The following is a 12,946-nucleotide window of genomic DNA, read 5'->3' as shown; positions in this document are numbered from 1 at the left end:
CCGAGTAGTCCTTCATCGCCATCGGCGGTCTTCTCGCTTCCTCCGGATCAAGCAGATCCAGTATCAGCGTGTCCACCACTCAGGGGGAGGCCCCCCCGATGCCTATCGCCGCCTCATGGCACAAGGACGTCGAGCTGCATCGACAAATCAGGCAGACAGCACATGGACACACACTCCACCACGCAAGACCGACCTCCTCAAGAAGGGCCCTCGGCCCCCACAACTGCCCCCTCCCGGCGAGCGCCGACGACTGCGAGAACTATGGGGGCCGCCGTCGATGAAATGGCCAGTGCTCTCAACGTGGAACCCGACACCATGTCCGCGTGGGAAGCCGGGCGCCATACCGCAGACGCGGCCGACACCTACGCCTACCTGCGCCTGCTCAATGCCTTCAGAGAGCAACTTCCCCCCGCCTACAAACCCGGCTGGGCAGCCCTCCGCAACCCCCCAGCCGCGTCGACTACCGCCGCCAGCACCCCGGTAGCGGGGCCCGTAGCCTCGGCAAGCGCCCCAGCCCGCCGCCGAGGTACCTCCTGGACGCAAAACGAGAAGGGCTACCTGCGCACAGAGTTCCTCGCCGGCGCCACCGTCGAGGAACTAGCCGAAGACCTCCAGCGTAGCGAGAGGGCCGTGCGATGGGCGCTGTACCACCTCAGGCTCATCACCTTCCCGGCCGACGACGTACCCACCCCGCGCGCAAGGCCGGAAGAGCCCAAGTCCTACACCGTGGCGGACAAGCGCAAGGCCCACCCCAACGCCTACAAGCGGTGGAGCGCCGAGGACGAACAGCGCCTGGCTGAACGCTGTGCGCAAGGCGCCTCCTTGGCCGAGCTGGCAGGGGAATTCGGCCGCAACGAAGGAGGGATCGCCTCCCGCCTCGTCAAGATCAATGCCGAAGGGCCCGCTGCGGAAGAAGCCTGGGACTACGGGGGAGAGAACCCCGATGCCGCGCTTTGACAGCCCACTGCAACCACCCATAACGTTAATGTCTGATCGGATATCAGAGTGCGCATGTAAGGGGGTGCGGTTCGGTGCTGCTGACGACCGGGCAGGCTGCCGAAGAGCTGGGTTGCGCCGTCACCACGTTCCGGCGCCTCGTGCACGCGGGGCTACTGCCGGGACTGTCCCACCGCGGTGTACGTGTCATGATCCCGCTCCACGTCGTCCAGGCCCTCAGCACACGCCCGGAAGCACCGCTGGACCGGCTAGGCGCTGAAGAGATCGCCGTCCTGCGCGTCGATGTGGCCCGACCGGCAGACGACCCGGACCGGGACTGGATCGGCTTCGCCACCTCCCTCACCCCCGACGATCTCCTCAAAGCGCTGCGTGGCTGGTGGCGGTGCGACGCAGCGAGCGTCGCGGCCGGGGGAGTGCTGCCCGTGACCCTGTCCGGCTACGTCGTCGCCGCCCTGGCCGGCCTGCAGCGGTGGGAGAAGAACGATCAGGGCCGTCGCACCTTCCCCGACGCCCGCCTGATCGGCTACGTCACCGACCTGGCGGCCCCACGCCTCACCATGACCTCCAGCGTGGACGGCGACCGCCACCTCGCCGATCTACTGCTGGGCAAGCGACTCGCCTCCCACTCGGGCGGGGCGATCGCCTACATCCCCACGAACACCGTCGGCTGAAGCCCCGCTCGGACAAGGAACCCCGATGGACGCACAGAGCTACAACACCGCGCTCGCCGACCTGCGTGCCATGCGGGACCAGATCAAGAAGACCCGGGCGGAACTGGCGAAACTGGAAGCAGCCCGGGACCAGCAGATCGCCCAACTGGCCACCTACGAGAAGGCGAAGGCAGAGCGAATCGCTCCCGCAGCCGGGCTGAGCGTGGCCGATGTCGTCGCCGTAGCCCCCACCTTGGCCCCCGAAAGCCTTGCCGGAGACAGCGACGCTCCGCAGCCGTCTCCGGCCCCCGACACACCCACGGCCCCCGCCAGCACCGAGCCCGAACCGGCCCCGCAGCCACGAGCGGTGGCATCCGCACCCACCACCCCCCGCCACCAGCAGCCTGCTCCCTCACCCGCCCCCGCCGTAACAACCACCACCATCCCGACGCCTACGCAACTGGAGGCGCCGCGGACCTTGCCCTCAATCCCCGAGGGAGAAGCGGGCGACGCCTGGCTCACCCACGCCGCAGGCCTTGCCTCCCAGCGCCCCAACTTCACCCAGCAGGCCCGCTCCACCGTCTTCCTCGACACCGACAGCGGCGTCCTGGTCCACCGCAACCAGACCCACCACTTGGACCTCGGCAACCGGTCAGCCGCGGACATCCTCACCGCCGTCTTCCACACGATCCCCGAAGGCGTGGAGCGGATCTACATCACCTCCGGTGACCCCTGGCACCGCGACGCAGGCCGCTACCCCTACCTGCGCGACGCCGTCGCCGCCTGGCTGAACGCCCCCACGCCGGGCTGGCGCACCGACACCGGCCGCGGCCGCGACCGCATGGCCGGGCACTTCGTCCACGCCCGCAACCCCGTCGGCCGCTACCAACGCGACAACAACGACAGCCACGTGGAGATCCGCTCCGTGGGGGAGTGGTTCGACGTCGACGGCGACGACCCGGCCACCATCCGCGACGCGTTCGTCCTCTTGTGGCAGGCCCTGCGCCGCCACTGGAGCGACGCCGTGATCATGGGCTCTCCCTCGCAGACCGGCCGCGACCTGTGGACCCGCACCATCCCCACCCGCGGTCAGCACGCTGACGGCTTCCCCGTCCTGTCGGAGGAACTGCGCGGCCTCCTGCACGCCACCGCCGGCCAAGGCCGCAACGAACTGATCGCCCCACCAAGGGTTCCCGAGCAGCTGCCCCAACTCGTCGAGTACGACCGCACCTTCGCCTACGCCAAGCACACCTGGAAGTCCCCGGTAAGCACCCCCCGCCGTATCACCGCCGCCACGTTCGCTTCGTGGTCCGAGAAGGAGCAGACACGAGCCCTGTACGGGTGTGGGCACTGGCAGGTGCGGGTCACCGTTCCCGACACCTGGAACCACGTCGGCCTGCTGCCCGCTCCTGCCCCCGGGGACCGCGCCTGGCATTACCCCACCGAGCCTGGCACCACCTTCACCACCTGGGCCGGCGGCCCCGAAATCCACGCCGCCCTGGCCAACCCTATCGGGTCGTGGAAGGTCGAGATCCTCGACGGCATCCTGTGGGAGGACGGCAAACCGCTGGACGACTGGGCCAAGAAACTCAAGGAGACCTGGACCAACCTCTCCGCCCAGGCCCACTTCCAGGGTGACCCCCAGCAAGCTCGTGCCGCCCACCTCGCCTCCCGCGCCGTGCGCTCCATCCTTCTGTACGGCATCGGCTCCTTCGCTCAACGCCCTCGCATGGTCACCGGCACCACGCCCCGCACCGCTGAGCGGGACGTGCCTGCGGATGCGGAGATCATCGGCTTCGACGAGGAACGGATCACCTGGCAGAAGCCGACCGGGTTCAGCCGGGACCCCAACGCGCACCCCGAATGGGCGGCCGCGATCTGGTCTGGCGCCCGCGCCGCCCTGCTCACCCAGCGCCACCGCGAAGACAACACTTACGCCGGCGCCCTGCACACCCCGCCCGGCAGCGTCATCGCCTTCCGCACCGACGCCCTCTACCTCACCCAGCCCCAGAACTGGCCCCACCACCACCAGCCCGGCGACTACCTCCTCCGAGGCCACCTCACCGGCCCGGTTCCCGCACCCACCAGCGAAGAGGAACTCCTCACTCTCCGGGACACCGGACGCGCCGCCCTCACCGCCACCGGCCAGGAGGCCTGATGCCGCCCCGCCCCCGAAACCAGGGCGAGTTGAACGAAGCGGCCCACCTCGCCGACCGCCTCCAAGCAGCCGGCTACACCAAACGCGACATCGCCCGCATCATCAACCGCGACCCCTCCCTGGTCTCGCAGTTCTACACCAAGAACAAAGGCGCAGCCTTCGTCACCGCCCTGCGCCAAGTCGTGGCCGCCGTCGAAACCGGCGGCATCACCGACCTGCCCGAACTCGCCGCCATCGCCGCCCGCCACACCACCCGCCGCACCACCGCCTCCGGCGCCCCCGCCCGCGTCCGCACCAAAGCCGTCCTGATCACCCCCACCGGAACCGGCGCCGGCCGCGTCGCCGCCCAGGCCATCGCCTCCGGCTCCACCCGCCTGCGCCCCCTGATCGCCGAAGCCGCCCGCCAAGGCCTGCGCCTGGCCTTCACCGTCCGCCTCGCCAAAACCGGCTACATGCACCCCTCCGGAAGCCGCACGGACTCCCCCGGCATCCGCCGCAACGTCATCCAACGCGCAGACCACACCGAAGAACGCTCCTACGGCTCCGCCACCACTGGTGGCTTCGACGCCGTCGACTTCGCCTGCCGCGTCGACGCTGCCGCCGGCGACGTCACCGCCGCCGTGCACCAGTGGCTCGTGGAAACTGGACGCATCCGCGCAGATGCCCAGATCATCCATCTCGAAGTCCGCACCTGGCATCCGCGCTGACCTAACCAGCAGCAGTGCATGATCATGCCGGGGCTCTTCGATGGCTCCTGTGACGAAATGGCCGTTCGGGTCCTTCTGCGTGAAGCGGGGCGCGGTGCGTCGAGCATCATGCGGTGGCAGTACGCTTCCGGCTGCCCGCCCGTCCCTTCAGCTGTGTGGGCTGCTGCAGCAGCCCGCCCCCGCCGGTCAGCCGCAGCCCCTCAGAGCGAGCCCGATCCACCAGCGGCGCTGTCGCGGCATCGGATCGGATTGATTCATGCGCGGGTCCTGTTCCGTGCTTCCACTTGTGGCTTCAGGCCGCCGGGGCGTCGCGCTGGCTGTTGAGGGTCATTGCCCTGGCACGCCCCGTGGTGTCTCGGCGCGGGACTGGGTGGCGGCCGTCTGCGCCAACCGTTTGAGTGCTGCCTCTGATGGGCTGCCGGGTTCGGCCTTGCTTTTCTTCACATTTTCCGGCCTGTGAGAGTGCTGTGGGACGGATTTCTCGGTATCTGACGGGCTTTCAAGGAGAGGGGCCAGCGCACCCGCTGGCCCCTCTCACGCGACAACACATCCTCGACCGTCTTGCTCGCCACGGCAGGAAACACCCTGGCGAAACGATCCGCCGTTACCGCCCCTGACCTGGGGATTCACGGAACTGCGGACAGGTCGCGACCGCGCCCACCGGGACGGCGATGCCGTAGCCGGCAAGGAGTCCCGCGGCCATGGAGGCGATCATGCGGGCAAGAGCGTCGACCTTCGCGGTCGGCCCGGCTGCTGCTGAACTCGCACCGATCGGTCGGCGGAGGGCAACGGCAGGAAGACAGTCGTCGTGGTCATGAGCAGATCTTGTGGGCCACGCGGCTGCCCGGACAACTCAATTTTCGAGACACGCGAGGCAGCCCAGCGGCCACTGCTGTCTCCCAAGGCACCATGCGTTGACAGGCCCTTCACCCGCACGACGAGACGGCCGCCGCTCCCCGCAGCCGGTACCGCCCTCCATCATGCTCGCGAAAGTTGCACTATGAACCGCGTTGTCCGTTTCCATGAGACCGGCGGCCCCGAGGTCCTTCGCCTGGAAGAAGTACCTGTTCCCAGCCCGGGGCCGGGCGAGGTCCTCATCTGTACCCGGGCTCTGGGGCTGAACCGGGCCGAGTCCATGTTCCGTCTGGGCCAGTACGGCTACGATCCCGTCTTTCCTTCGGGCCTCGGATACGAGGCGTCCGGGGAGGTCGAGGCCGTCGGGGCGGGTGTCACCGGCCTCGCCGTGGGTGACGCGGTCAGCGTCGTGCCGTCCTTCAAGATGACCGACTACACGGTGCACGGCGAACACGTCCTGGCGCCCGCGCGCGCAGTCGTCGCCAACCCCGAGGGCCTGTCGTTCGAGGAGGCGGCCTCGGTATGGATGATGTTCATCACGGCCTACGGCGGCCTCATCGACCTTGCACACCTGGGCGCCGGAGACACCGTCCTGCTCCCCGCCGCTTCCAGCAGCGTCGGGCTCGCCGCGATCCAGATCGCCCACATGGTCGGCGCCCGCGCGGTCGCGCTGACCCGCACCAGCGCCAAGCGCCAGCAGCTCCTGGACGCGGGGGCCGACGCGGTCATCGCCACCACCGAGGAGGATGTCGTCGCCCGGGTGCGGGAACTGACCGGCAGCAACGGCGCCCGGGTCGTCTTCGACCCGATTGGGGGCCCGGCTCTGGCGGATCTGATCAGGGCCGCCGCCCAAGAGGGCATAATCGTGCTTTACGGCGTTCTGGACACCGAGCCCGCCCCCCTCGATGTCTTGGAGGTCCTGTTCAAGCACCAGACGATTCGCGGCTTCGAGATGATGGAGATCACTCTGGACGACACGCGCCGCCGTCAGGCCGTCGACTTCGTCCGGGACGGACTGGCCAAGGGAGACCTGACTCCGGTCATCGACAAGACCTTCCCCCTCGACGCCATCGTCGACGCCCACCGCTACCTGGAAGCCGGCAGACAGGTCGGCAAGGTCGTCGTCACCGTCCCCCGCTGACTGGCCGCGTTGGCGCCCGCGGGCGCAGCGGAACTGTTCTGACGCAGCCCGCGCCGCATGGTGTGCCGCTCGAAAAGTCGTCGCCGCACGTCACGCCGTATATCGGTACTCGTTGATCAGGCCACCGAGGATCCGGGTGCGTAGCACCTTGCGGGTGTCGAGGTCATGCACGGTGGCGGGCTGTTCGTGAGCCTCGGGCGGTAGCTGGTGTCGGGCCTGGTGAGGTCGGTGCTCGTTGTGGTGCCGCTCGTAGGCGGCAAGGACCTTTCGAGCATGGGCCTCGTTCGCGATGAGGACGTGGTCGAGGACCTCACGCCGCATGCTGCCGATGATCCGTTCGCAGTGGGCGTTCATCCGAGGAGCTCGCGGCGCGCTCTTGAGAATCTCCATGTCCTCGGCCTGGAAGACGCCGTCGAACGCCTCGCCGTACTTGCCATCACGATCACGCAGCAAAAAGCGCAGGGACTCCATGCGTATGCCCATGTCGACGGCGAGATTCCTCGCCTGCTGCACCGTCCAATCCCGCGTCGGATGGGCGGTGACCCCGGCGATGTGCAGGCGCCGGGTACCGTGCTCGAGGAACGCCAGCGCGTACAACCGCCTACCCAGCGCGGTGTCGATGGGGAAGAAATCTGCCGCGATGATGCCCTCGGCTTGGACGGTGAGGAACTCACGCCAAGTCGGGCCGGTACGACGCGGCGCCGGGTCGACGCCCGCGGCGTTCAGTATCTCCCAGACCGTGGAGGCGGCGATCTGATGCCCGAGTCGGGCCAACTCCCCCTGGATCCGCCTGTGTCCCCACCTCGGATTCTCCTGGGCCAGCCGCAGGACGAGCATCTTGACCGCCGCCCGGGTGGGTGGGCGTCCGGTGCGCCGGCGCGCGCTGTAGTCCCACTTCGCGGCGATGAACCTGCGGTGCCAGGCGAGCAGGGTGCCGGGGGTGACCGGGAAGACCTCGCGCCAGCGCCGCCGGGGTACCAGCGTGGACAGCACGGCGAATCAGAACCGGTCGGCGGGCTCGTAGCGGACCGGACCGGCCAACTGCTGGCGCAGCACCGCATTCTCGTGCCGCAACACCAGCAGTTCCGCGTCCTTCGCGGCCTCACTGCGGAGCAGTACCGACGGTGCGCACAGCAACTTCCGGGCCACCTTGTACAGCAAGGACACGATCACGCGGACATGGTCCCAGTGGACCCACCGCACCCCGCCCACCTGCGGCGACGACTTTTCGAGCGGCACAGGATCTAGTCAATCGCCCGTCTACCAGGAGCTTCACCTATCCGTACCCTGAGATGCGGACTATCCGGACCGCGCCGAGGACGCTGTCAGGCCATCACAGACCGCGGTTCGAGAAAGCCCTCAAGACCGAAGGTGCCGTATTCCCGCCCGATGCCCGACTGCTTGAACCCGCCGAACGGGGACAGCGGCTCATAGCCACCGTTGATCGCCACCCGGCCCGCCTCGAGCCGCGACGCGATGCGATGCGCTCGCGCGGGATCCGACGAGAACACATAGGCGTGCAGGCCGTAGTCGGTGTCGTTGGCGATCTCGACGGCGTGGTCCTCGTCACGATAGGTGAGGATCGAAAGAACCGGCCCGAAGATTTCCTCGCGCGCGATCGTCATGTCGTTGGTGACGTCCGCGAACAGGGTCGGTCGTACGAAGTATCCGTCCGCGAGTCCCTCGGGGCGGTCGGGTCCGCCGACGACGATCCGGGCGCCTTCCTCGACACCGCGACGGATGTAGCCCTGGACACGCTCCCACTGCCGTTCGCTCACCATCGGACCGATGGCGGTCGCCTGGTCGCGCGGATCGCCGACCGGGAAGTCGGCCATCTTCGCCGTGGCGACAGCGAGCATCTCGTCCAGCCGGTTCTCCGGGACGAGGATGCGGGTGCCGGCGACGCACGCCTGGCCGCTGTTGGCGAACCCGGCCATGAGCGCGCCCGTGACGGCTTCCTCGAGATCGGCGTCGTCGAGGATGATCGACGGAGACTTACCGCCGAGTTCGAGCGTCAGGCTCTTCATCGTCTCGGCCGCCTCGCGGAAGATGATCTTGCCGACCGCGGTCGAGCCGGTGAAGGAGATCTTGGCGACGTCAGGGTGACGGGTGATCGCGGACCCGACGACATCGCCGCGCCCCGTCACGATGTTGAAGACACCTCGGGGCAATCCGGCCTCGTGGAGTGCCTGGGTCACGACATGGGTCTGCGTCGCGCTCATCTCGCTCGGCTTGATGACGACGGTGCAGCCGGCCGCCAAAGCGGTCGCGAGCTTGTCGCAGATGATGAACGGATCGGAATTCCACGGCGTGATCAGGCCGGCGACACCGATCGGCGCCATTTCCACCGTTGCTTTGCCGATGCGCCGTGTGAAGTCGAAGCCCTCCAACGTCGTGATCATGTCGGCGATCGCACCGGGGGCCGAATCGACCATCCACGCGTTGCGCACTGGCGCGCCGTACTCCATGAGGACGGCGTCAGCGATTTCGTTCCTTCGCGCGGCGACCGCGGCCTGTAGCCGGCGCAGCGCGTCGAGCCGCTCTTCCTTCGATGTCGCGGACCAAGCCGGCAGCGCACGCTTCGCCGCTGCGACGGCCGCCGCTGTATCCACCTCGTCGGCGAGCTGGACCTGGCCGATCACTTTCCCGGTGGTGGGGTTGAACAGGTCGGCGAGTTCCGTGCCGTGCGGGGTGACGAACTCACCGTCTATGTAGATCTTGTTGATCACGTTCTCTTGCATGGTGGTCTCCTGGACTTGTTCGCCGCCGAAACCCACGGAGTGGGCCGGCGGTTGTCTGATCTGTGGCCGTCGCGCCGGCTGGGCGCACGTCACGGCCCAAGCCGGTGCAGGATGGTCAGCTGTGCCCGGCGTCGCGGATCACTGATGGTTCGGGCTATCCGGCCGGCGCCGAGGACGCTGTCCGCAACTGCTCGTCGTCGAACACGATCTCGACCAGCGGGCTGCGCGCGAGCCAGTCGTCGAGGCTCTGGCGCCGGCTGACCCGCGCGGCGATGTCGGGCCGGTTCTGCAGGTCGAGGACCGCGGTGATCACCCGCCGCCGTGTCGGCTCGTCGACCGGCGCCGCGGTCGCGGGCAGGTCGGCTGTGACCCCGTGTTTGAGATGCACGGTGAACCGCGGATGGGCGCGCAGGTTCGCGTACCAGTTACGAGGTCCGGGCATGCCGGTCAGATACCAGCGACCGTCGACGCGATGGAACCAGATCTCGATGCGCCGCGGGGTGCCGCTGCGTGCACCCAGTGTCGTGATGTCGATCGTGTACTCGGCCGTAGCGGAGTCCGGTCCGATGTCGAGGGCTCGGACGACGGCATCGTCCACGGTCACAGCCCGGTCTGCCGCTCATCGTCGAGGGGCGCGTCGCAGCCTTCGATCCGGGTCCGGCCCAGCATGCGGTACTTCATACTTCTCTCCCTTGGAGGCGGTCGGCGAGCATTCGGCGACCTGCATTACGTGCCTCCTGCTTCGTCCCGGAATTCGTGGAACGTTCCGGTACCTCCATGAAAACAATGCCGCGGGCTCCGGGCCAGCAAGATCCTCTCGCGTGGTTGCACAATCCTCTTCGCTCAGGCGGCTTTCACGGCAGCGCAACAGCGGTATCGGATCCGTCACGCATGCGCACTGCATCAAGGCTGGGCGGGGCGCCGAACTGGCGCCGGTACTCCCGGCTGAACTGGGAGGGATTGTCGTATCCGACGCGGTGCCCGACGCCGGTGATGTCGTGCGGATGGTTCGCCAGCAGCAATCTCGCTGCCTGCAGCCGGATGTGCTTCTGGAACTGGATCGGGGTCATCGCCGTCACCGTCTGGAAATTCCGGTGGAAAGCGGAGACACTCATGCCCGAAATTTGCGCTAGTTCCTCGACCCGGAACGGTCGGGTGTAATTCTCCCGGATCCACCGCACAGCGCGTCTGATGTGCGTCAGGCTGCTGTCGGCCAGGCCGAGCTGACGCACGGCGTCGCCTTGTTCCCCGGTCATCAACCGCCAGAGGATCTCGCGCTTGACCAGCGGGACCAGTGCCTTCCGGTCCCGTGGCCGGTCAAGGAGGCGTAGCAGCCGCACGATGGCGTCGAGCAACTCCTCCGGGGCCTCACTGACCGCGATTCCCGGGTGTGCGGTGCCGGGGGACGGCGGCAGGTCCTCCGGCCCGGCCTGCAGCAGCAGCTCCGCGATGGCGGCAGGTTCCAGAGTCATCCCGAAACCGAGCGCGGGGTAGCCCGGCGCCGCGTCGGTGGAGTGCCCCGTGACCGGGAGGTCGACCGAGGCGACGAGGTACTGACCAGCGCCGTACTCGTAGACGCGGTCTCCCAGCGCGAGACGCTTGCCGCCCTGAGCGATGACCGCCAGGACCGTGCCGGACGTCGCGGACTCCGGCGGAGTGGCGTGGTCGGTCTTGCAGATCCGAACGTCGTCGATGGCAGTGGTCGAATCGGGACGCACATGCCGTTCCAGCAGTTCGCGAAGCTCGTCCAGAGACATGTCACAATTGCAACACAGGACCCGTGCTGATCTCCAGAATCGAGAGGAATGTGCAGTGATCCGCGAGTTTCGTCATTGAGCGTGTTTCAACTTGAAGTTGCAGGTCGTGGGGCTGGTGTGGGTCGCGGCTGGGATGCTCGTGCCGGTCGGGGGTGTGATCGGTAGGAGGTGATCGTCCGTCAGCGGTGGACCTCGCCGTTCGTCAGCACGAGGAGCGCCCGCAGCAGCTTGGTCGCATGTCGGGCGTTCATGCGGACCTTGGTGAGGATCCGCCAGTTCTTCAGGTCGGCGAAGCCGTGCTCGTTCGCCGCTCGCTCGCGGCTGACCAGCCGGTTCGCCTCCTTCTGGGCGGCGGTGAGCGGATGGCCGCGGGTCGCCCGCCGGCCGGTGACGATGACCGGGTCGTGGGGGTCGTCGTCCAGGCCGACGAAGCCGAGATCGGCCAGGGCACCCAGGCCGGCCTCCCGCAGGTGACTGGTGATCTTGTTGTGACGGGCGGTGGTGATCTCGCTGGAGCGCCCCGGTTTCGCCGCCGAGATCCACACCAGGTTGCCGCGCTCGTCGGTCAAAGCGAGGAACAGCAGGCCATGGGCCTTGTGCTTGCCCGAATAGTTCGGCCGGTTCTCGTCCCCGGTGCGTCGGCGGGTGCGCACGAGGGTGCCGTCGAGCAGCACGACGACGCCACCCTTGCGGGCGATTTTCTTCAGCGCGCGGTCCAGGCGCGGGGCACGGGCCGACAGCAGCCCGATCACTTCCGGCAGCCAGCGGCGCACGGTGGACGCGGAGACGCCGTTGCCGCCTGCCATGTCACAAAGCCGCTGGTCGTGGCGGAGGACCGCGAGGACGATCAAGGCGATCCGGCGGGGCGGGAGCTTGCGCCAGCGGGAACGGATCTTCTTCAAGTGGGCGCGGATGAGGCCGGCAACCATGTCCAGGGTGACGCTCGACAGCGGCAGGCGGCACTGGTAGACAAGCCCATCCGGGCCCTCGACGGGGTGGGAGTTCTTCGACATGAGCGCCCCAACTGCCGTCGGGGGCCCGCCCGTTACGCCCTGATCGAGCCAGGTTCACTCATGGCCTGGGCCCGGTCAGCGGCGCATACCGGCCCGCCGGGGTGCGGTGCAGCCAGCCCCGCTCCGCCAGCCGCTTCAGCTTCGCGCGCACCGCCTCCACCTGGCCCGGCAGGGTTCCCTTGCCCAAGGCGACGCTGACCTCACCAGCCTTGACCGGCTCGGCCGCCCGGGCCACCACCTGCATGATCGCCTGGTAGTCCTCGGGCAGCAGGTCCGCGTCCATGTCGAGCTCGCGCTGCGGCACCAGCAGCATCCCGCCCGCTCCCGGCGTGCTGGTCACCTGCTCCAGCTCCGCGTCCATGGCCGGATCGTCCGCCTCACCCGCGCGCTCGGCCTCGGTGAACTGGCCGATCACCACCTCCGCTGCCTCCAGCCGGGCCACCTCGGCGTCGATCTCCGCCAGCTCCTTGCGCAACCGCTCGGCCCGCTCGGCCAGCACCATCCGCCGCTGCATCACCCACGTCAGTATCTCGGCCACAAGCCGCCCCTCACGCCGGTGAACTCCCCGTTTCCCGCGGACAGTAGGCGCCACGGACCATCACGGCGCACGTTTCCGACAAACCAGTCCCACGGCAGATGATCACCTGCTACCGATCACACACCCGACCAGCACGAGCAACCTGAATCCCATCCACACCAGCCCCGTGACCAGCAACTTCAAGATGAAACGGCGTCATTGAAGTTCCCCCGTTGATCTGGACAGCCTGATACTGGGACGGTTGGGTCCCGGAGGAAGCAGTCCAGGTAGTGAGCGGCAAGAGCAACATGAGCAAGCGGTACACGCCCGAGTTCAAGCGGGACGCGGTGGAGCTGGGGGCCTCCCCCTGAGTGGTGGACACGCTGATACTGGATCTGCTTGATCCGGAGGAAGCGAGAAGACCGCCGATGGCGATGAAGGACTACTCGG

Annotated in this window: 12 protein-coding genes; 5 read left to right on the top strand and 7 right to left on the bottom strand. The window is 68.1% G+C overall.

Features of this window, described 5'->3' with window-relative positions:
* The first annotated feature begins 261 nt into the window (after nt 1-261).
* The 5 genes from ACFYXB_RS44210 to ACFYXB_RS44190 all read left to right on the top strand — a co-directional run bounded on the left by ACFYXB_RS44210 (nt 262) and on the right by ACFYXB_RS44190 (nt 6,468).
* Entirely contained in the window at nt 262-957 is a 696-nt protein-coding gene (locus tag ACFYXB_RS44210; RefSeq protein ID WP_389591064.1) for a hypothetical protein, read from the top strand.
* A gap of 74 nt (nt 958-1,031) precedes the next feature.
* Complete coding sequence (locus ACFYXB_RS44205; RefSeq protein ID WP_389591063.1) at nt 1,032-1,628, top strand: helix-turn-helix domain-containing protein; 597 nt, start codon at nt 1,032-1,034, stop codon at nt 1,626-1,628.
* A gap of 25 nt (nt 1,629-1,653) precedes the next feature.
* Nucleotides 1,654-3,765 (top strand): hypothetical protein, encoded by a 2,112-nt coding sequence (locus ACFYXB_RS44200; protein WP_389591062.1) that lies wholly within the window; start codon nt 1,654-1,656, stop codon nt 3,763-3,765.
* Complete coding sequence (locus ACFYXB_RS44195) at nt 3,765-4,472, top strand: helix-turn-helix domain containing protein (RefSeq protein WP_389591061.1); 708 nt, start codon at nt 3,765-3,767, stop codon at nt 4,470-4,472. The genes ACFYXB_RS44200 and ACFYXB_RS44195 overlap by 1 nt, the downstream gene beginning before the upstream one ends.
* 1,000 nt (nt 4,473-5,472) lie before the next feature.
* The gene (locus tag ACFYXB_RS44190; RefSeq protein ID WP_389591059.1) at nt 5,473-6,468 is read left to right on the top strand and encodes a zinc-dependent alcohol dehydrogenase family protein; all 996 of its coding nucleotides are present in this window, start codon (nt 5,473-5,475) and stop codon (nt 6,466-6,468) included.
* Nucleotides 6,469-6,558: 90 nt separating this feature from the next.
* Here the strand turns inward: ACFYXB_RS44190 and ACFYXB_RS44185 are convergent, their stop codons facing one another.
* From ACFYXB_RS44185 to ACFYXB_RS44155, 7 genes are all read right to left on the bottom strand, one after another.
* Complete coding sequence (locus tag ACFYXB_RS44185; RefSeq protein WP_389591058.1) at nt 6,559-7,461, bottom strand: integrase core domain-containing protein; 903 nt, start codon at nt 7,459-7,461, stop codon at nt 6,559-6,561.
* A 6-nt stretch (nt 7,462-7,467) separates the two neighbouring features.
* A complete protein-coding gene (locus tag ACFYXB_RS44180; RefSeq protein WP_389591057.1) occupies nt 7,468-7,641 on the bottom strand; it encodes a hypothetical protein in 174 nt (57 codons plus the stop codon).
* Nucleotides 7,642-7,793: 152 nt separating this feature from the next.
* Complete coding sequence (locus tag ACFYXB_RS44175; protein ID WP_389591056.1) at nt 7,794-9,197, bottom strand: aldehyde dehydrogenase family protein; 1,404 nt, start codon at nt 9,195-9,197, stop codon at nt 7,794-7,796.
* 166 nt (nt 9,198-9,363) lie between these two features.
* A complete protein-coding gene (locus tag ACFYXB_RS44170) occupies nt 9,364-9,813 on the bottom strand; it encodes a nitroreductase/quinone reductase family protein (RefSeq protein WP_389591055.1) in 450 nt (149 codons plus the stop codon).
* Between the two features lie 250 nt (nt 9,814-10,063).
* Nucleotides 10,064-10,966 carry an AraC family transcriptional regulator N-terminal domain-containing protein gene (locus ACFYXB_RS44165; RefSeq protein ID WP_389591053.1) on the bottom strand — a complete coding sequence of 301 codons (903 nt, stop codon included), beginning with the start codon at nt 10,964-10,966 and terminating at the stop codon, nt 10,064-10,066.
* A 179-nt stretch (nt 10,967-11,145) separates the two neighbouring features.
* Nucleotides 11,146-11,979 (bottom strand): transposase family protein, encoded by an 834-nt coding sequence (locus tag ACFYXB_RS44160; RefSeq protein WP_389591052.1) that lies wholly within the window; start codon nt 11,977-11,979, stop codon nt 11,146-11,148.
* Between the two features lie 58 nt (nt 11,980-12,037).
* Complete coding sequence (locus ACFYXB_RS44155; protein ID WP_389591050.1) at nt 12,038-12,517, bottom strand: hypothetical protein; 480 nt, start codon at nt 12,515-12,517, stop codon at nt 12,038-12,040.
* Nucleotides 12,518-12,946 lie beyond the last annotated feature (429 nt).

The organism is Streptomyces sp. NPDC002619 (assembly GCF_042889305.1).
Taxonomy (GTDB): Bacteria; Actinomycetota; Actinomycetes; order Streptomycetales; family Streptomycetaceae; genus Streptomyces.
This window is presented reverse-complemented; position numbering and strand designations above follow the sequence as displayed.